Source organism: Hyphomicrobium nitrativorans NL23, assembly GCF_000503895.1.
In the GTDB taxonomy this organism is placed as follows: Bacteria; Pseudomonadota; Alphaproteobacteria; order Rhizobiales; family Hyphomicrobiaceae; genus Hyphomicrobium_C; species Hyphomicrobium_C nitrativorans.
On sequence record NC_022997.1, the window covers coordinates 138,661 to 157,526 of the forward strand.

15 protein-coding genes, 2 tRNA genes and 1 pseudogene are annotated in these 18,866 nt (G+C 65.8%); 10 read left to right on the forward strand and 8 right to left on the reverse strand.

What is annotated here, in order from left to right; translation table 11 throughout:
- Window positions 1–29: 29 nt before the first annotated feature.
- A complete protein-coding gene (locus W911_RS00610) occupies window positions 30–611 on the reverse strand; it encodes a shikimate kinase (protein ID WP_041316089.1) in 582 nt (193 codons plus the stop codon).
- A gap of 259 nt (window positions 612–870) precedes the next feature.
- Between W911_RS00610 and W911_RS18430 the strand changes: the two genes are divergently transcribed.
- From W911_RS18430 to W911_RS00640, 7 genes are all read left to right on the forward strand, one after another.
- Window positions 871–1,017, forward strand: coding sequence for a hypothetical protein (locus tag W911_RS18430; RefSeq protein WP_023785574.1), 147 nt, complete (start codon window positions 871–873; stop codon window positions 1,015–1,017).
- Window positions 1,014–2,771, forward strand: a complete 1,758-nt coding sequence (locus W911_RS00615; RefSeq protein ID WP_023785575.1) for a hypothetical protein — start codon at window positions 1,014–1,016, stop codon at window positions 2,769–2,771. Before W911_RS18430 ends, W911_RS00615 begins: the two co-directional genes overlap by 4 nt.
- Window positions 2,772–2,782: 11 nt before the next feature.
- Window positions 2,783–3,751, forward strand: coding sequence for a site-specific tyrosine recombinase XerD (locus W911_RS00620; RefSeq protein WP_023785576.1), 969 nt, complete (start codon window positions 2,783–2,785; stop codon window positions 3,749–3,751).
- Window positions 3,752–4,054: 303 nt separating this feature from the next.
- Entirely contained in the window at window positions 4,055–5,038 is a 984-nt protein-coding gene (locus W911_RS00625) for an acetyl-CoA carboxylase carboxyltransferase subunit alpha (RefSeq protein ID WP_023785577.1), read from the forward strand.
- A 156-nt stretch (window positions 5,039–5,194) separates the two neighbouring features.
- Complete coding sequence (locus W911_RS00630; protein WP_023785578.1) at window positions 5,195–6,211, forward strand: L,D-transpeptidase family protein; 1,017 nt, start codon at window positions 5,195–5,197, stop codon at window positions 6,209–6,211.
- Window positions 6,212–6,219: 8 nt separating this feature from the next.
- Entirely contained in the window at window positions 6,220–7,155 is a 936-nt protein-coding gene (locus W911_RS00635; protein WP_023785579.1) for a L,D-transpeptidase family protein, read from the forward strand.
- Window positions 7,156–7,328: 173 nt separating this feature from the next.
- Complete coding sequence (locus W911_RS00640) at window positions 7,329–8,321, forward strand: L,D-transpeptidase family protein (RefSeq protein WP_023785580.1); 993 nt, start codon at window positions 7,329–7,331, stop codon at window positions 8,319–8,321.
- A 34-nt stretch (window positions 8,322–8,355) separates the two neighbouring features.
- Here the strand turns inward: W911_RS00640 and W911_RS18585 are convergent, their stop codons facing one another.
- Together W911_RS18585 and W911_RS18590 are read right to left on the reverse strand one after the other, a co-directional pair.
- Window positions 8,356–9,147 (reverse strand): putative bifunctional diguanylate cyclase/phosphodiesterase, encoded by a 792-nt coding sequence (locus W911_RS18585; RefSeq protein WP_425277596.1) that lies wholly within the window; start codon window positions 9,145–9,147, stop codon window positions 8,356–8,358.
- Window positions 9,148–9,234: 87 nt separating this feature from the next.
- Window positions 9,235–10,558, reverse strand: a pseudogene (locus W911_RS18590) (diguanylate cyclase domain-containing protein); the annotation flags it as partial.
- Window positions 10,559–10,896: 338 nt separating this feature from the next.
- Here W911_RS18590 and W911_RS00650 point away from each other — a divergent pair.
- Window positions 10,897–12,045: a saccharopine dehydrogenase family protein gene (locus W911_RS00650; protein ID WP_023785581.1), complete on the forward strand. Its 1,149-nt coding sequence runs from the start codon at window positions 10,897–10,899 to the stop codon at window positions 12,043–12,045.
- Window positions 12,046–12,081: 36 nt separating this feature from the next.
- Here the strand turns inward: W911_RS00650 and W911_RS00655 are convergent, their stop codons facing one another.
- The 4 genes from W911_RS00655 to W911_RS00670 all read right to left on the reverse strand — a co-directional run bounded on the left by W911_RS00655 (window position 12,082) and on the right by W911_RS00670 (window position 14,337).
- Window positions 12,082–12,516, reverse strand: a complete 435-nt coding sequence (locus W911_RS00655; protein ID WP_023785582.1) for a GlcG/HbpS family heme-binding protein — start codon at window positions 12,514–12,516, stop codon at window positions 12,082–12,084.
- Between the two features lie 150 nt (window positions 12,517–12,666).
- Window positions 12,667–13,833: a slipin family protein gene (locus W911_RS00660; RefSeq protein WP_023785583.1), complete on the reverse strand. Its 1,167-nt coding sequence runs from the start codon at window positions 13,831–13,833 to the stop codon at window positions 12,667–12,669.
- Window positions 13,834–14,195: 362 nt separating this feature from the next.
- Window positions 14,196–14,259 (reverse strand) — tRNA-Asn (locus W911_RS00665).
- A gap of 5 nt (window positions 14,260–14,264) precedes the next feature.
- Window positions 14,265–14,337: transfer RNA gene (locus W911_RS00670), tRNA-Ser, on the reverse strand.
- Window positions 14,338–14,617: 280 nt separating this feature from the next.
- Here W911_RS00670 and W911_RS00675 point away from each other — a divergent pair.
- A complete protein-coding gene (locus tag W911_RS00675; RefSeq protein ID WP_023785584.1) occupies window positions 14,618–16,279 on the forward strand; it encodes a GMC family oxidoreductase N-terminal domain-containing protein in 1,662 nt (553 codons plus the stop codon).
- A gap of 10 nt (window positions 16,280–16,289) precedes the next feature.
- Window positions 16,290–17,228 (forward strand): 50S ribosomal protein L11 methyltransferase, encoded by a 939-nt coding sequence (locus W911_RS00680; protein WP_023785585.1) that lies wholly within the window; start codon window positions 16,290–16,292, stop codon window positions 17,226–17,228.
- Between the two features lie 163 nt (window positions 17,229–17,391).
- Here W911_RS00680 and W911_RS00685 read toward each other — a convergent pair whose 3' ends face one another.
- Complete coding sequence (locus tag W911_RS00685) at window positions 17,392–18,783, reverse strand: polyhydroxyalkanoate depolymerase (protein ID WP_023785586.1); 1,392 nt, start codon at window positions 18,781–18,783, stop codon at window positions 17,392–17,394.
- Window positions 18,784–18,866 lie beyond the last annotated feature (83 nt).

An 18,866-nucleotide genomic window follows, 5' to 3' on the forward strand; every position in this document is an offset into this window, starting at 1 on the left:
TTGGTGTCGAAAATGACGCGTTAGACGTATCAGATCGGGGGCGTTTGCGCCAATGCCGGGTGCTGCGTCAGAGCGTTCACGATCTCGCTCACAATGGCTTCGTGGGGCACATCGCGGCTCTCGACGGTGATGTCGGCTTCCGCATAAACGGGATAGCGGGCGTCCATCAGACGGCGCATTACCGCCTCGGGGTCCGTATCCTTGAGCAGCGGGCGCGTGTCACGCTTGCCGACGCGGCGCATGAGCACGGGAAGCTCTGCGCGCAGCCAGACCGAAATTCCCGCATCGCGGATTTGCGCGCGCGTCTCCTCCGTCATGAAGGCCCCGCCGCCCGTGGCCAGCACCTGAGGGCCAGCCGAAAGCAGGCGGGCAATTACCTTTGCCTCCCGGTCGCGGAAAAACGCTTCGCCGTGGTCGGCGAAGATCTCGCTGATGGACTTGTGCGCCACCCGCTCGATTTCCTCGTCGGCGTCGATGAACGGGAGACCGAGCCGGGTTGCCAGCCGCCGGCCGATGGACGACTTCCCGCAGCCCATGAGGCCGACCAGCACGAGCGAGCGCGTCCCGAGCGCCGTCCGCACCGTTTCGACGATGTCCTTTTCCTGCTGCATCGGGTCTCCCGGCCCCGGATTCGCCGGGGGGCGTCTTCTCATAGCGCAATCGGACGTCCAAACGCGAGCGCGGGCAGGAAAAGGAGGGGAAGCCTCTAGCCAAATCAGTCATAATCGCGCCACCTTAGGCCGGACATAGTTGAAACCCTTCGCGTTTCTTTTCACGATCCGGCTGTCCGCGGAGTATCCCGGCGGACCGCGACGGGCCGCACCACAGGTCACACCACGGCTAAATCACCCTGGGGGCGAACGCCTTTTCATGCCGAGCCTTTTTCGCTTTCTCACTGTCACAGGCACACTGGCCGCCGTCGTTTGCGGCACCCTTTACTTCTTCGCCACGCAGTTCGAGCCCGATCAGAGCGAGGTGGTGAAAGTCGTGCCCGGAGTCAAAGTACGGACGCCATGACCGTGTCATTCCGCACGCGTTGCCTCCTGGTGCTGCTCGTGGCATCGGTCTGCGCGATCACTCCGCAAAGTTCTTTTGCCCAATGGTGGCCGTGGCAATCCCAAACGTCCTCCGAAACCCCAGCCGACGGGGCCGAGGCTGGCGGAAAGGATACGGCGCCGCCCGCCGGCGTCGCAGAACAATGGCGGGGCGCTGCCGGCGTCGAGCGGGAAGAGCTCAATCCCATCATGTCGCAAAGCGGCTCCGGCCTTCCGCACGAGCTCTGGAGCGGGCTTTCCGCGGGGCAACTGGCGGAGGCCATCTCGGTGCTGGCGCTGCCGCCCCGCTCGCCCGCCCTTCACGCCTTGTGGCGCCGCCTCATTATCTCGGACGCCCCGGCTGCCGACGGCGCGAGCCAGGCCCGCTTCACGGCGCTGCGCGTCGAGGCGCTCGACCAATCCGGCATGATCGCCGAGGCCGCAGCGCTGCTCGCGCGCGATCCTGCCGCGACGCGCGACCCGCTGCTCACCACGCTGGCGGCGAAAAGCGAAATCGGTCTCGGTAACGTCGAACACGGATGCGATCTCGCGCGCGGCCTGGCCCAGGCGCACGCGGAGCTGCCAAAGCCGATCCAGGCGGATGCTCTGCTCATTACCGGCTATTGCGCCGCCCAGCGCGGAGACATGGATGCGGCTGCCCTCCAGGCTCGCCTGATCCGAGGGCTCGATCTGGGAGACTTGCCGGGGGTGGATCTGCTCGACCGGGTAACGGCGGGTCTCGATCCCGAACTTCCAGCCGGACAGAAGCTTACGCCCCTCGACTTCCGGATCGCGTCTCTTAAAGGCAGCTTTCCGCGGGATGCGCTGATTAGAGTCGCGTCGCCCGCCCTTCTCGCCGCGCTGGCCCACGATCCGCGAAGCCCGGCCGACGTGCGGCTTCAGGCGGGCGAGGCCGCCGCGCTTTTCAACGCGCTGCCGCCGCGCGATCTCGCGCCTCTCTATCGCGCGCAGGGCGCAGGCGGTAAGGGGGACGCCGCCGAGCGCGCAGGACTTTTCCAGGCGGTCGAACAGGAAATCACGCCGGAAAACAAAGCGCATCACGTTCGCGCGTTTCTCGATCACGCTCGCCGCGCCGCGCTGACTTGGCCCGCGCTTGCCGTGATGTCCGCCCCCGTTCAGCAGCTCCGGCCGAACCCCGATCTTGCCTGGTTCTCCGAGACGGCGATCGAAGTGAGCCTTGCCGCCGGCGACTTCGAGACCGCGCGCAACTGGGCGCGGCTGACGGCCCCCAGCGGCGCGTGGAACCCCGATGCGTCGAGCCACGCCCACGCCCATTGGATGGCGCTGGCCGACATCGCGGAGCCCACGACGGGCGTCGATCGCGGGCGTCATCTGGGGGCGGTAGAGGCTCTCGCGCGGCAGGGGCGGCTGAGCCCGGCATTGCTGCACCGCCTCACGACGGTGCTCGATGCGCTCGATATGACCGTGCCGCCCAGCCTATCGGACTTGAGCAGCCAAACACCGCAACCGGCGGGCGGACACCTTCCCGACACCGGCGTGCTCACGGACCTGACGGACGCCTCGCGGAAAATGGAGTTCGGCCGCACGGTGCTGCTCGTGATGCGCACCATCGGTCCCGGCGGCGCGGAGCAGGCGCACGTGATTGCGCTCGGCGACGCCATCCGGGCGCTGCGGCGCGCCGGTCTCGAAACGGATGCCCGGCGGCTCGCGTTCGAGGGCCTGTTCGGGGCGTGGCCTCGCGCCGTGGCTCAGTGAGGCCCGCGGCCATGTCCAGCGGCGACGACGGCTCTAATGGCGACGACCGGCGGCACATTACGGCATTTCTCGAAATGATGGCGGCAGAGAAGGGCGCGGCCGCCAACACGCTCGATGCCTATCGCCGCGATCTGGACGACTACCTGCGTTTTCTTTCCGGACAGGACCTTTCCGTCGTCAGCGCGGCGCGGGCAGACATTGTGCGCTATCTGCATGAGCTCTCTGCGGATGGGCTCAAGCCTGCCTCCCGGGCGCGGCGGCTCTCGGCCGTACGCCAGCTCTACAAGTTTCTGGAAGCCGAAAGCGTCGTCGCCGAAAGCCCGGTGACGGGTGTCGAGCAGCCAGCGAAAAGACGCACGCTGCCGAAGACGCTATCCGTCGACGAGGTGGACCGACTGATCGAAACTGCGGCGCGCGCTGCCGACGGGCTCAAGGCGCGCGATCTCGTCCGGGCTCTGCGTCACCACTGTTTGCTCGAAATGCTCTATGCCACGGGCATGCGCGTCTCCGAGCTGGTCTCGCTGCCGCGCGCCGTGCTCAAGGCCGATCCCCGGCTGATCGCCATCCGCGGCAAGGGCGGGCGCGAGCGTCTCGTGCCGCTCAACGCGGGGGCGCGCGCCGCGCTCGATCGCTATCTCTCGCTCGGCTCCGCACCCGACGACGGCGTCGCGCCGATGATCGCGACGCGCTATCTGTTCCCCTCTCGCGGCGGGGCCGGGCACCTGACGCGGCAGCGCTTCGCCCAGGACCTCAAGGACACGGCCGCGCGGGCCGGGCTCGATCCCGAGCGCGTCTCTCCGCATGTGCTACGCCACGCGTTCGCCAGTCATCTCCTGGAACGCGGTGCGGACTTGCGCGCGGTGCAGAGCCTGCTCGGGCACGCCGATATCTCGACCACGGAAATCTACACGCACGTGCTCGAAGAACGTCTCAAGCGGCTGGTGACGGAGCATCATCCGCTCGCGAAGAAGGCGCCTTGAGCGTTTCGCGAGCGGGCTCGCGCCGGAGGATTGCAACGCCCCTTTCTCCCCCATCATGCCGGAGGCATGTCTGCGACATGACGTGGGGGGAGGCTAGGAGGGAGGATACCAGACCGCCTGCTGTCGGGCTTCCCCCCACCCCTGACCCCTCCCCACAAGGGGGAGGGGAATTGGGTCGCCCTCCGCGTTTACGAAGATCGGGACGGGCCTTGACAGGCAGGAAAGCGCAAGGCCAACGTGCGCCCAAATCCCTGCACTCCCCCACGAACGCCGCGTTTCCCCAAGCGGCAGGATGAGGCCAAATTGGAACCTACGCAGTCCGAACGCCCCGTTGCCGTCCGCACCTACCTGGATTTCGAGAAGCCCATCGCGGAACTCGAAAGCAAGGTGACGGAGCTCAAGACCCTCGAAAGCGGCGAAGGCGTCTCCATATCGGAGGAAATCAAGAAGCTTGAGCAAAAGGCCAAGGCTGCGCTCGTCGATACGTACGCCAAACTCACGCCTTGGCAGAAGACGCAGGTCGCCCGCCATCCCGACCGGCCGCACACGCTCGATTACATCACCGCCCTGATCGACGATTTCACGCCGCTCGCGGGAGACCGCTATTTCTCCGAGGACGAGGCCGTGATGGGCGGGCTCGGACGCTTCCGCGGAAAGCCTGTCGTCGTTATCGGCCACGAGAAGGGCTCGGATACCGAGGGGCGCATCCGGCACAACTTCGGCATGGCCAGGCCCGAGGGATACCGCAAGGCGGTCCGTCTCATGGATATGGCGGACAGGTTCAACCTGCCCGTGATCACGCTCGTGGATACGGCCGGCGCCTATCCCGGCATCGGCGCGGAAGAGCGCGGGCAGGCGGAGGCCATCGCACGCTCCACCGACAAGTGCCTGGAACTCGGCGTGCCGATCATCGCCGTCGTCATCGGCGAGGGCGGTTCGGGGGGCGCTGTCGCCATTGCCACCGCCAACCGGATCCTCATGCTGGAACATTCGATCTACACGGTCGCCTCGCCCGAGGCTGCGGCCTCCATTCTGTGGCGCGACTCCGCCAAGGCCATTGACGCGGCCACCAACATGAAAATCACGGCGCAGGACCTCGATACGCTGGGTGTCATCGATGTCATCGTGCGCGAGCCTGTGGGCGGTGCGCATCGCGACCGGGCGCTGGCCATTCAGACCGCGAGCGATGCCATCGCCAAGGCGCTGGCGGAATTCGAGGGTAAATCGCCCACCGAGATCCGGCGCCTGCGGCATGAGCGCTTCCTTTCCATCGGCCGGCAGTTGTAGGGGATAACGCTTCTCGCGCCGTACGCGTGCCGTATTCCACAGAGAGACTTGACTCTCGCGGCTCGGCGCTGAAAATTCACGGGAATCCGTAACGTTAATGAAATCTTTACGGTTTCGGTCGGATGGTCTTTCGTATGCGCCAGGGGGAAAAAGCGTGTGCGTTTAAGCGTCCTCAATCGCAGTGAAGGTTTTCCGCGCGGGCTCAGGCGGCTCGCGCCAAAGCTCGTGGCTGGGCTTTGCGCCGCTTTCCTTGCTGCGTGCTCGTCGATGCCCGAGATCCTCCATCATTCCGAGAACCCGCTTTCGCCCGAGACGGTGGCCCTCATCGGCCAGAAGGGCATGCAGCCCGGCGCGCCGATCTTCGTCCGCATCTTCAAGGAGGAATCCGAACTCGAAGTCTGGAAGATGCGCGACGACAGCCGCTACTATCACTTCAAGACTTACCCGATCTGCAATTGGTCGGGCGAACTCGGGCCCAAGCTCAAGGAAGGCGACAAGCAGGCGCCGGAGGGCTTCTATACGGTCTCGCAGACCCAGCTAAACCCGAACTCGAAATACTACCTCGCCTTCAACCTCGGCTTCCCCAACGCCTACGATCGTGCACACGGCCGCACGGGGCAGGCGCTCATGGTGCACGGCGACTGCAAGTCGGCCGGCTGCTATGCGATGACGGATGCTCTCGCGGAAGAAATCTATGCGCTCGCGCGCGACTCGCTGCGCGGCGGGCAGGAGAGCTTCGAGGTGCACGCCTATCCGTTCCGGATGACGCAGGAGAAGCTCGACCGCTTCAAGAAGCATCGCTGGTACGGCTTCTGGCGCACGATGAAGGAAGGCTACGATTTCTTCGAGGTGAACCGCGTGCCGCCGGCAATCGCGGTGTGCGAGCGTCGCTACGTCGTGAATGCGCTTTACGAGCCCGGCGTGCAGCTCGATCCGGCTGGGGCCTGTCCGCGCTTCAAGCGGCCGCAGCTCGCGCCGTTCTCGCCGCGCCCCGCCGAGTGGCAGCTTGCCAACGAGCGCTTGACGATGCCGGGCCCGCGCACGCGCGTGGCGAGAGAGGTTGCCGCTGACGCGACACGCGCTCAGTCGATTTTTGCAACCACGACCGGCTCGCTCGGCGAGTCTCGCGGGATGCCGCCGGGCGCGTCCGCTCTCGGCTTCGTTCCCCCATAGCGCGGCTCGTGGGCGAGACACCCAAGTCCGATCCGGCAACCTCAGCCGACGCCGCATCGCCGCCCAAACGGCGCACGTCGCGCGTCTTGCGGGGTTTTTATGCGCTCTTCCGCCTCGGCGTTCTCGCGCTTGTCGCCGTCGTCATTTCGGGCGCGGTGTTCGCGCTCGTTCGCCCCGTCGAGGCCGAGCGGCTGTGGATCGCCTTCCAGCGTCACGTTCGGATGGAGTTCGCGGCTTTCGGCATGGCGCTTCCCGGCACGCCGGATCTCGCCGATCTCCACGGCCGTCTCGCCGCGCACGGGCTCGCGCTCGGCAATCCGATCTTCATGCGCATCTTCAAGCGCGAGTTCGAGCTCGAACTCTGGATGATGCGCGACGGCCGGTTTCACCGCTTCGCCACATATCCGATTTGCAAATGGTCCGGAGAACTCGGGCCGAAGCTGCGCGAGGGCGACCGGCAGGCGCCCGAGGGCTTCTATACCGTCGATCAGACGGCGCTCAATCCAAACAGCGCCTGGCATCGCTCGTTCAACCTTGGGTATCCGAACACCTTCGATCAGTCACACGGCCGCACCGGCTCGTTCCTGATGGTGCATGGCGGCTGCGGCTCCATCGGCTGCTATGCGATGACCGACCCCGTAATCGACGAGATCTGGCGGATCGTCACGGCTGCGCTCAGAGGCGGGCAGCCGCGCTTTCAGGTGCAGGTCTTCCCCTTCCGCATGACGGAACGGAACCTCGCGCGTCACGAGGCTTCGCCGCTCGCACCCTTCTGGGCAAACCTCAAGGCCGGTTCCGATCTGTTCGAGGCAGGTCACATCCCGCCGCGGGTGAGCGTCTGCGACCGGAAATATGCCTTCGAGGCGGGGCAAGAGGGCTACGACGGCAGCGGCCTCGTCTCAGCGGGGTGCCCAGGAGCCCGCTCCGTCTTTCCATCGCCCTGACGCGCCCACCGCGTGATGCCGCGACGCCACGCGGGATGCTGGTTTTCCACATTCGGAAACCTCGATTTACCCTGCGGGCTGAAACCGGGCCCAAGACAGGGTAGGATTCGGGATCGGCTGGGCGCCTGCCGCGTTTTCGATCCGTTGGCGCCTTTTCCGCAGGAGTGGCGTGCATGTCTGGCGTTCGGCCGGAATGGTGGCGATTTGCGGCTGTGCTGGCGCTTTGCGCCGGCCTTTTTGCGGTTCGCGACGCCGCCCACGCCATCAGCATCGAACTCAAGGACGTGGCGCCGGATCGCATCGAGCGCCAGAGAGCCCACGAGGCGGGACAGCTTGCCCTTCCCGATACGCCCGACGTGAGCCGCCTTGAAGCGCGCCTCGAAGAGGCCGGCGTCAAGAGCGGCTCGCCGATCCTGATGCGCGTGTTCAAGGCGTCGAGCGAACTCGAACTCTGGATCGAGAAGGATCGTCGATTCGTTCTGTTCGCGACCTATCCCATCTGCCACTGGTCAGGCACGCTCGGCCCCAAGCTCCAGGAGGGCGACAAGCAGACGCCGGAGGGCTTCTACACGATCACCCAGCGGCAGACACGCCATCTCGGCCGCTGGCGTAGCGCCATCAACCTCGGCTTTCCCAACGCGTTCGACCGCGCGCAGAACCGCAACGGCTCCTTTATTCTGATGCATGGCGGGTGCTCATCCGTCGGATGCTTCGCCATGACGGATCCCGTCATGCGCGAGATCCACGACCTGACGAGAGCGGCCATCGAGCGAGGGCAGCGGCATGTGCCGGTTCACGTGTTTCCGTTCCGCATGACGGAGCGCGCGCTCGCCGAGCACGCCGGCCACGCGTGGCATCCGTTCTGGACGACGCTGAAGGCCGGCTACGATTCCTTCGAGCGCACGCGGCGGCCGCCGCGCATCAGCGTGTGCAAGCGCGATTACTATATCGAGGATGCGGGCACGGAGACGGCGCTTGCGGCGCCTCCGCAGAGCCGGCGCGACCGCAGCCGAAACCGCAACAGGTTCCGCAACGATGCCGGCGGTCCAGGATCGATCCGCGTGGCGTGTCCGAAGCCGGTCGTGGCCGAGGCGGACGTGAAAGCGAACGATCACATCAAGACGGGCGAAGCGAAGCCCGCCGACGCACAGCTCGCGACGCAGTAGCGCTGCGGGCGCACCCGCTCGGTATGGAGCTCGTTCAGGCGACGCGACGCGGTTTGCGCTTGCCGATGAAGGGCAGCAGCGCTTCCTGCGGGCGCGCCTTGCTGAACAGATACCCTTGGCCCTGTTCGCAGCCGATCATGCGCAGGCACGCCAACTCGTCGGCCGTCTCGATCCCTTCGGCGACGGTTTTCTTACCGAGCGTCTCGCCAAGGCCCACGATCGCGCGCACCACCGCCTGCTTCTCGACGTGGGTCTCGATGCCGGACACGAAGGAGCGGTCGATCTTAATCTTGTCGAAGGGGAAGCTCGTCAGGTAGCCGAGTGCCGAATAGCCGGTGCCGAAATCGTCCATGGCAATGCACACGCCGAGCTGGCGCAGGTCGGCCAAGGCGTCGAGAACGACGTTCGACCTCTCAAGAAAGAGAGATTCGGTGATTTCGACTTCAAGACGGTCCGGCGCGAGGCCCGTCTCGTCGAGCGTTTCCTTCACCAGTTCGAATACGTTTCCGCAGCGGAACTGCATCGGCGAGAGATTGACGGCCACGCTCACATCCGCGGGCCAAGCCGTCGCATCGCGGCATGCGCGGCGCAACACGCTGCGGCCGAGTTGCCAGATGAGACCGGCTTCCTCGGCCAGCGGAATGAACTCCAGCGGAGGGACGACGCCGCGCTCGCCGTGATGCCAGCGCACGAGCGCCTCGGCGGCGACGATGCGGCCGGTCGAAAGCGAGACCAGCGGCTGATAATGCACATCGAGGCCATCGCTCTCGATGGCAATCCGCAAATCCTGCTCCAGGCGCCGCCGCCCCTGTGCGCGGGCGTGCATTTCCTCCTCGAAATAGCAGAACGATCCCTTGCGCGTGAGTTTGGCCTGAGAAAGCGCGAGGTTCGCGTTCTTCAGAAGCTGAGTGGCCTCGTCGCCGTCCTGCGGTGCGACGGCAATGCCGATGCTCGCGCCGATGGTGGCGTGCTGGCCCTGAATCATGTAGGGCGCGCCAATCGCAGACACGAGGCGCAACGCGACGCGATTGATTTCCTCGGGATCGGCAACGACCCGGCAGGATGACGCCGAATTCGTCGCCGCCGACACGAGCCGCGGTCGATCCTGCCCGCAGCGTGTTACGGATGCGCCGCGCGACAGCCTGCAGCAGCAGATCGCCGGCAATCGGCCCCATCGTTTCGTTCACCGATTTGAAGTTGTCGAGCCCGATGCACAGGGACGTTCCGCCGTGGCCGGCAGCCAGCATCTCGCTGACCCGTTCGAGATGACGTGCGCGATTGGCCAGGCCCGTCAGCGGGTCGTGGTGCGAGAGATACGCAGCCTGTGCCTCGGCGCGGCGACGCTCGGTGATGTCGACGGCCGCGACCAAGAGCGCGGGCGTCCGGTCATGCACGATCGCCTGCGAGAACAGTGCAACCTCGATCTCGGTTCCGTCCTGTTTCAAATGGCGCCAGATGCGCTCCGCCAAACGGCCCGGAGCCGGGCTATAGAGCCGATCGATCTGTTGACGATCTTCACCCGGATGCAGCGAATGGACGTTTCTGCCGATCAGTTGATCGCCGGGATAAAGATAGTGATCGCGCGCAGCGGCATTGACCGAAAGAATCGTTTGGGTGTTGCGCGCCACGACGAACATCGGAACCGGGTTGGCCTCGAACAGAAGCCGGAACGAAGCCTCGCGCTCCTTCAGCTCGGTGATGTCAATGCGAAGGCCGATGACGCCGCCATCGGCGGTCGCGCGCTCGTCGATCAGAATGCAGCGTCCATCCGTCAGCCACTGTTCGTGCCGCTCCGCGGGACGCGTGAGCTTTTGCAGACGCTCGGCAATCCATTCCTCTTCGCGGCCCTCGGCGTCCGGGTAATCGCCCCGCGTCACGCCGACGCGCAGCGTGTCCGCAAGCTTGACGCCTACTTTGAAGAGGTCGGCCGTGCGATGATAGATTTTGGCGTATTGCTCATTCCACAGGACGTAACGACCTTCGGAATCGAGAAACACGATACCCTGTGGAAGGATCTCAAGCGCGTCGCGAAGGCGGGCGTCCGCGGTGCGGGCTTCCTCCGTCGCCCCGCGCGCCATCGCGAGAGCCGCTTCCAGCTCGGACATATCGACGACCCTGCGCCCGCCGTGACGGGCGGCGATGTCTCCGGTCAGCACCTTGAGAGCTGCGCGCAAGGGTCTGCGGCTTGGCGGCACGCACCGCTTCACAGACGCTCCTCGCTTCAAACCCTTCCGCATAACATCCTCGTGGGCGGTTACCCGTGAAGCATGGCCAGCAATAACTTAATTAGATCTTTCAACGTGTTGATCCCATCTCTTCCTAAGATCCGTGCGCGGCAGGCGTGCTCAAATCGTTGGCATGCGCACCGTGTACTTTTGGGACATCCGCTAGCTCATCGTCCACGAACCGCCGATACCGGATCGGCTTCGATGACAAACCGGCGGTATTGAAACGCGTCTCGACGCAAAAAGAAGCGAGGCCGCGCCGCGGCTGCCCAAAAAGCGTTACCTTTGACTCAATTCTGCGCATCAAAGTTTATGGTTAGCGCTTGGTTACTCTCGGAAAGCTGCCCGGCATGCCCCTCCATGATCGTTACCCAATTCTGATCGTGGGGGGTGGCGGCGCATTCGGCGCGAGGCTCGCCGAATTGCTCGCGCGCGCCCCCGGCATCGATCTCGTTCTCGCGGGGCGGCGTCTCGCGCCCCTGGATATGCACGCGGCGGCGCTTTTCGCTACGACAGGCCGGCCGGTTCGCGCCGTCGCGCTCGACGCACGCGGGGCGACGGCTGACGACATCGCCCGGCTTGGCGTGCGCACCGTCATCAACGCGTCAGGGCCATTTCAGACCGGCTCCTACGATCTGGCCAAGGCTGCGATCGGTGCGGGGTGCCATTACATCGATCTTGCGGATGCGCGCGCGTTCGTGACCGGGTTTTCGGAACTCGACGCGGCGGCCCGCGCGGCTGGCGTTCTTGCGGTGAGCGGCGCCAGCTCCGTGCCCGGATTATCGTCCGCGGTCGTTGCGCACTATGCGGGAACATTCGCCAGCGTCGATGAGATCGATATCGCCATTTCGCCCGGCAACGCGTTCGATCCCGGCGTGGCGACGGTTTCATCCGTGCTCGGCGGCGTGGGACAGCCAATCCACGTGCTGGACGGCGGCGCGTGGAAGACGGTGTACGGCTGGCAGGGTTTGCGGCGCGGAAGTTTCGGTCGCGCAGGCCGGCGGTGGCTCGGCTACGTCGACGTGCCGGATCTGGAGCTTCTGCCGGAACAGATCCACACGGCTCGGACCGTTCGCTTTCAGGCGGGGCTCGAAGTCTCCTTTTTCCACCTGGGCCTGTGGGCCGCGTCGTGGCTCGTGCGGTCAGGCGTGGTGCGAAGCCTCGCGCCGCTTGCGCCTGGGCTCCTCGCGGTCAAACGCCGCCTCAGCCGGCTCGGGACCGACCGCGGGGGCATGGTCGTCGCGCTGCGCGGCATCGGGCACGACGGCGCGCCCAAGGAGCTGACCTGGCTGCTCGAAGCCCTGAACGGTCATGGCCCCTATGTGCCGGCGCTGACTTCGGCCGCGCTGGCGAGGCGGCTTGCATCCGGCGCCGAGACACGAACCGGGGCGTTTGCCTGCCAAGCCATCGTGCCGCTCGCGGCCATTCTGGCCGAAGGCAAACACCTCGACATCCTTTCGGCCGCCCAAGAAAAAGCCCTCCCCTCCAGGTTCACGTGAAGGGAAGGGCTCTCGTGTTTTACGTGCGGTAACGGATCAGGTGCGCCAGGGGTGCTCCGGAAGGTCGGAGACGCCGCAGACCTTCACGCCGGCCGCCGCGACCTTGTGATCGTTCTCGACCGAGCTTCCCGAGACGCCGATGGCGCCGACCAGCACGCCCTCGTCATCCACGATGGGCAGGCCACCGGGGAACGTGATCAAGCCGTCATTCGAATGCTCGATCCCGAAGAGCGGGCCGCCCGGCTGCGAGAGCTGGCCGATGGCGCCTGTCGGCATTCCGAAGAACACAGCCGTCTTCGCCTTCTTGATCGCGATATCGATGGAGCCGACCCACGCGTCGTCCATGCGATGAAACGCCTTGAGGCTGGCACCGCTGTCCACGACCGCAATGCACATCTTCGTTTTGGTCTTCTCGGCCTCCTTGCGGGCGGCGTTGATGATTTTCTGGGCCTGGTCGATCGTTACATGCATGTCTTTTTTCCTCCAAGGCGCGAGGCGCGCGGCTCGTCATATCGGTCGGACGTGAACGGATTTCAATGGGCGGGGCGCAACGTGATTGCGGCATATTCGAACGGTCCGTGGGGGGAAAGGTTCCCGGCGCGGGCCGAAGCGTGCCGTGCGCTAGCTCTGACCGGGCGCGGCGTCCTGACTGAGCCTGTAGAGGTTCGAGAGCAGGGCGTCGAGGCCGTTCGCGCCATTCCCCGCGTGGAGATCGATGCGGCCCACTTTCTCGACCAGCTTCTCAAGCGCTTCGAGCTCCTTCAAGCGCAACAGCAGCGGATTGTTCTCCATCAGCTTCGCGGTGTTCAGCAGCGAGCGGGTGGCCGCCGTTTCCTCCTGGCGGCGGATAACATTCGCTTTTGCCAACCGCTCGGCTTCGACCACCTTGTTCAAAAGTTCGCGTACGTCGCCCGGCAGGATCATGTCCTTCACGCCGATCTCGCCGATTTCCGCACCGAGCGGGCCGGCCCGGTTCGTCACATAGGCGCGCACCTCGCCATCGACGGTGTGGCGCGCGGCGAGAATCTCGTCGAGCGTGCGCCCGGCGACGGCCTCGCGGATTGCGAACTGAACGAGACGATAGAGCGTGGCATTGACGTCGCCCGATGCGAGGGCCGCCTTCTCCGGATCGACGATGCGCGTGAACGCAGTCAGCGTCACGCGGATGCCGACGCGATCCTTGGTGAGGATTTCCTGCGCCGTCACTTCCAGCGGCTGCGGCCTCAGATCCACCTTGGCGATGCGCACGTTGCGGCCCACGGACCAGAACGCATGGCGGCCGGGGCCGAGACGCTCGGTCAGCACACCATCGACGAAGAGGAGGCCCGCTTCGTGCGCATCGACGACGGCGGTCGCAATTGCACCGCCGGCGCGCGTCGCATCGAGCTTGTCCAGATACCGTTTCTCGACGCGCAGCTCCGACGTGGTGTCGATCAACTCGACATCGACGGCAGTGACCGTCTTCCAGAACGCGCGCGTGGTGTTGGGCAGCACGAGGTGCTTCGGCTCGCCGTCGAGCGAAACGATGGCGACTTCGCCGGGACCGGGGCGCACGATGGCGAAGTGCTCGTCCGCGAGATCGGGCTCGGCCCTCGCGAACAAAAGCGCCGTCTCGGGCGCGATCTCGGTCCGCACCACCTTGACGATTTCAACCGAAGACTGGCCGAGCGGATCGAACTCGGTGAAGCGGCCCGGCGGAAGCAGCTTGGCAAAGCGACCGTCACGACGGAGAAAACCCCGCTCGTCGTCCCTTACGATGGCGGTGGTCCAGAACGACAGTCGCGACATTGAGACTACTCCACAACTTCGGGCCGTTGCCGACGCCGGCATGGCCCCCTCATTTCTTTTTACCTCCGGTGCCTGCCCAGGCGGGCAAGGTCGCCGGCCGCTGCACCACGACGGGTACGCGGGCCTTCGCTTAAGCTCCGCGGATCGGCCGTTCGCCTCGCACTCAGCCGGCACCCTCCCCGAAAGCAGGATGAAAGCGTGAGCACACGGCTCCGGCTCTGCCGCGAAGCGGTATCCGCGAAGGCGCGGAGCGCTTCGACGCTTGCCTCCGCTCCCCCTTCTCGGCCGAAGCTTCGAAGGCGGAACATCGGCAGATGCAGAGGCCGGCTTCCCCAGACGTTTGAGATCGCTCCCAAAGCGATTGGCGTAGGATTCGAACCCACAACAGCGAGATTAACAGTCTCGTGCTCTACCTCTGAGCTAGCCGGTTTTGGAGAAGCCAAAGGGAATCGAACCCCCTACCTCCCAGCATCGCTGGGCGCTCTGCCACTGAGCTATGGCCTCATTTTACTCCCGAAGACGCGGAACACGCTCTCCGCAGAGCGGCGCGCGCCAGCCGGGTCTCAACGAGCCCGGACACATGGCGTCTGGCAGGAGATGGTGAGTAAACAGCCGATTTGGGCGAAAATCCACGTGCCTCCCGAAAATGCTCAACCATGGTTATGAACGGCAGCTCCCACCCTCCTCACGCCGCATTGCGTTCGGCGGTCTGCCGCGGTACGCCTCGGGCTTCAAACGCAACGCGCCTCCGGGGCGTGTCCGGCGTTTCAGATGGGGGAAGCGAATGTCTCGGCTGAGCCTTCCGCGTGCCGCGCTCAAGCCGCGCTACGACGTGGTCGTCGTGGGCTCGGGATATGGCGGCGGGGTGACGGCCTCGCGGCTCGCGCGGGCGGGAAAGCGCGTCGCCGTCATCGAGCGCGGGCGGGAAATCCCGACGGGTTCTTTCCCGCAGAAATTCTCCGATCTTCGCCACGAGTTCCGGGTCACGGGTAAGAACTTCCGCAGCGGCTCCGAGCAGGCGATCTACGACGTGCGGCTCGGGCGCGACATGCACGTGCTCGTGGCGTGTGGGCTCGGCGGCGGATCGCTCGTCAACGCCGGCGTGTCGCTGGTTCCGGATCGCCGCGTGTTCACCGATCACGCGTGGCCGGGGCAAATCGCGCAGGACGGAATGCTCGATGAGGGGTTCCGGCGCGCGGAAGCCTGGCTGCGGCCGGTGGCCGATCCGCGTGCGCGGGAGATGACCAAGTTCAAGGTGCTGGAGCGCGCGGGACGGGCCATGGGGGCCGAACCTGTGGCGTCGCGCATCGCCGTTACTTTTGAAGATACCGTCAGCCCTGCCGGCATCGCCCAGGCGGCGTGCACACGCTGCGGCGATTGCTGCGCGGGCTGCAACGTGGGCGCCAAGAACACGGTCGCGCTTACCTATCTTCCGGACGCTGTGAATCACGGCGCCGACGTGTTCACCGGCCTCAAGGCAGAAACCGTTCGCAAGGGCGCCGATGGCGTGTGGAAGGTCATGCTGCGCGCCAGCGCGCCGGAGCCGGGCGAACCGGACGAGACGACCATCGAAGCGCCCGTTGTGGTTCTGGCCGCGGGTACGCTCGGCTCGACCGAAATCCTGCTTCGCTCGCGCGCGGCCGGCCTCCCGCTTTCCGACAAGATCGGTCATAGATTTTCGGCGAACGGCGACATCATCGCTTTCGGCTATGGCGCAAAGACGCCCGTCAACGCGGTCGGCGTCGGCCATCCTGCGAAGGTGGACGGGCTCGAAATCGGCGCGTCCGTCTCCGGCCAGATCGAATTCCGCGACCCGGAGACGCTCTCGAACCAACTCAACGTGCAGGAGGGTGCGCTGCCGTCCGCGTTCGCGTCCGTGCTGCCTGTCATGTTCGTGCCCAACGGGCGCCTGCTCGGTGCGCTGCAAAGCCTGATCAGCGGCGTTTACAAAGGTCCGTTCGCGAGCCTGCAGACCTTCTTCGCCGTTTCGCACGACAGCGCCTCGGGGCGCTTCTCGCTCGAAGACGATGCGTTGAGCCTCGCCTGGGAGAACGCCAAGGACGAGCCGGTCTATGCGCGGCTCGACGCAATTCTCTCCAAGCTCGTCGCGGAGAGTGGGGGAGCCTACGTCAAGAACCCGCTCGCGGGCACCGTGATGGGCCACCAGCCCGCGACCGCGCATCCGCTCGGCGGCTGCGGCATGGGCCGCGACAGAACGGACGGCGTCGTCGATCACAAGTGCCGCGTTTTCAACGGGGCTGCTGGCGCGGGCGACACGGACGTTCACGACGGCCTCTACGTGATCGACGGGGCGGTGATCCCGCGCTCGCTCGGCGTCAATCCGCTGCTCACCATCACGGCGCTTTCCGAGCGCGCCATGCTGCACTTTGCGCGCGATCGCGGCCTCAGCTACACAACGGCACCGGCCGCACCCGCCGCGGCCTGACCGAGGTTCCATGCGCATCGAATACCATCGCACGCTGATCGCCGACCGCGTTCGCAACCAGGCGTTCCACGACGCGCTCGCCCGCACGATCCGGAAGGGCGAGACGACGGTCGCCGACATCGGCGCGGGAACGGGTCTGATCGGGCTCATGGCCGCGAAGCTCGGCGCGCGCGACGTCATTCTCTACGAGGCGGCCGAGGTGGCGGGCGTTGCGGACGCGACGCTGCGCGCCAACCGCGCGCGCGGCTGCCATCTCATGCCGTGTCATTCGACCGAGATGGAGGACCCGCCGCGCGTCGATCTCGTGGTGTCGGAAACGCTCGGCAACTATGCGTTCGAAGAAAACATCATCGCGACGCTTGCCGATGCCGAGCGGCGCCACCTCAAGGACGGCGGCGTGATCATTCCCTCACGCATCCGGCAGTTCGTGGCGCCCGTCATCACCGACCGCATTCAACGCGAGCTCACAGTGTGGGACGATGTCGGCTTTGGGCTCGATCTTTCGGTCGCGCGCGAGATGAGCCTCAACAACGTCTATGTGCGGACCCTCGCGGCGGACGAGTTGCTGGGCGGCAGCGGCGCGGCGAAAGTGTGGGACGAGGTCACGCTTGGCTCCGACACGCGCGGCGCGCGCAAGGGCGAGGCGTCGTGGACGCTCGATCAGGCGCAGACGGTCTATGGTTTCGCCTACTGGTGGGAGGCGGAGCTGATCTCGGGCGTCACGCTTTCAACCGCGCCGGATGCGCCGCGCACGCATTGGGAGCAGCTCTATTTCCCGCTGACGAAGCCCATGACGATCGACGCAGCCGAAAGCGTGCTGATCTCGCTGCGTTCGAAGTCATCCGAAGAGGAGGGCACGCATCTGGGCTGGACGGCGGTCCACTTCGACCGCGACGGCGCATCCAAGGCACGCCAGGCGATGGATCTCGATAAAGGCTGGATCCCCTAAAGCACGTTCAGGTCAGACGGACTCGCGTTTTTCCCCTCCCACTTGTGGGGAGGGGCTAGGGGTGGGGGGAAGCCCAACACCAGATGGTGCTCAATCCCCCCCTCCTAACCTCCCCCACAAGGGGGGGAGGGACAGCGTCGAGTTCGTTTGAAATGAACACGCTCTAGAGTTTTTCAGGTTTGACTACCGCTGCATCAGGATCGACGGGCGCGACGTCGTTGGCCGGCGCGAACGTGAAGGCGACGGAAGCGGGATCGTAGTTGCCCGCGACAGACGGGGCCGCGACGCGCGACGCGGCAGGACGCGTCGGGATCATCTCTGCGCGCGGATCGAACGAGCGGATGAATTGCGCGACGGCGGGCGCGATCTCGGCGCGGAAGCGCGAGCCGTTGAAAATGCCGTAGTGGCCGACCTCCGGACATTCCAGATGCAGCCGGCGTGCGGCCGGCAGGCGCGTGCAAAGATCGTGGGCCGCTCGGCATTGGCCGAGGCCGGTGATGTCATCCTTGCCGCCCTCGATGGTCATCAGCGCCGTGCGCCGGATCGCGCCCGGAACGACGCGGCGGCCCCGGTGGGTCATCGAGCCGTGGGGCAGCGCGTGCTGGACGAACACCCGCTCGATGGTGTCGAGATAGAACTCGGCCGCGAGATCCATCACGGCGAGATACTCGTCATAGAACGTGCGATGTTTCTCGGCGGAATCGCCATCGCCGTGCACGAGGTGCATGAACAGCTCCTTGTGCGCGTTGGCATGACGGTCGAGGTTCATCGACATGAACCCCGAAAGCTGCAGGAAGCCCGGATAAACCTGGCGGCCCACGCCCTGGTTCGGCCAGGGCACATTCGTGATGACGTTGCGGCGGAACCACTCCGTGCCGCGCTCGACCGCCACGCGGTTCACGGCTGTCGGGCTCATCCGCGTATCGATAGGGCCGCCCGCGAGGATCATGCTGAGCGGCAGTGCCGGATCGTCGTCCTCCTCCATGAGAGACACCGCGGACAGCACGGGCACTGCCGGCTGGCATACGGCGAAGACATGCACGTCGCCGCGGAAACCCTGCAGCATGTCGCGGACGTAATCGATGTAGTCGTCGAGACCGAACGTGCCGGCCGAAAGCGGGACCGCGCGGGCATCCTGCCAATCGGTGATGTAGACCTCATGGCTCGGCAGCAACGCTTCGACGGTGCCGCGAAGCAGCGTCGCGAAGTGCCCCGACATGGGCGCGACAAGCAGCACCTTTGGATCACCCTCCCGCTCCTCGACCGGGATGTCGCGGCGGAAATGAACGAGCCGGCAGAACGGGCGCTCCCAGACCGATTGCTCGGTCACCGCCACGCTGCGGCGGCCGACCTCCGTCTGCGAGATCCCGAACACCGGCTTGTCGTAGCGGCGCGTCGTGCGTTCGAACACTTCGCAGGCCGCGGAGGCGTGCCGCCCCACGGGCGTGTGCGCGAATGGATTGAGCGGGCTCTCGACGAGGTAGCGGACGGATTCCGCGACAGCCCGCGCCGGCTTCAGAGCGACGTGGCTCATTTCGTACCAGTGATAAAGCACAATCGATGCTCCCCGCTCGTGTGCGCTCACTGGACCGCAACCGTTGTCCGATGGTCCCGCTCCGCTTGTGGCAAAGCCCGGAT

What these genes read in the sequence shown, in the direction of transcription:
- W911_RS00610 (WP_041316089.1), bottom strand. Translation starts at nt 611, where the DNA reads ATGCAGCAGGAAAAGGACATCGTCGAAACGGTGCGGACGGCGCTCGGG.
- W911_RS18430 (WP_023785574.1), top strand. Translation starts at nt 871, where the DNA reads ATGCCGAGCCTTTTTCGCTTTCTCACTGTCACAGGCACACTGGCCGCC.
- W911_RS00615 (WP_023785575.1), top strand. Translation starts at nt 1,014, where the DNA reads ATGACCGTGTCATTCCGCACGCGTTGCCTCCTGGTGCTGCTCGTGGCA.
- W911_RS00620 (WP_023785576.1), top strand. Translation starts at nt 2,783, where the DNA reads ATGTCCAGCGGCGACGACGGCTCTAATGGCGACGACCGGCGGCACATT.
- W911_RS00640 (WP_023785580.1), top strand. Translation starts at nt 7,329, where the DNA reads ATGTCTGGCGTTCGGCCGGAATGGTGGCGATTTGCGGCTGTGCTGGCG.
- W911_RS18585 (WP_425277596.1), bottom strand. Translation starts at nt 9,147, where the DNA reads ATGCACGCCCGCGCACAGGGGCGGCGGCGCCTGGAGCAGGATTTGCGG.
- W911_RS00650 (WP_023785581.1), top strand. Translation starts at nt 10,897, where the DNA reads ATGCCCCTCCATGATCGTTACCCAATTCTGATCGTGGGGGGTGGCGGC.
- W911_RS00655 (WP_023785582.1), bottom strand. Translation starts at nt 12,516, where the DNA reads ATGCATGTAACGATCGACCAGGCCCAGAAAATCATCAACGCCGCCCGC.
- W911_RS00660 (WP_023785583.1), bottom strand. Translation starts at nt 13,833, where the DNA reads ATGTCGCGACTGTCGTTCTGGACCACCGCCATCGTAAGGGACGACGAG.
- W911_RS00675 (WP_023785584.1), top strand. Translation starts at nt 14,618, where the DNA reads ATGTCTCGGCTGAGCCTTCCGCGTGCCGCGCTCAAGCCGCGCTACGAC.
- W911_RS00680 (WP_023785585.1), top strand. Translation starts at nt 16,290, where the DNA reads ATGCGCATCGAATACCATCGCACGCTGATCGCCGACCGCGTTCGCAAC.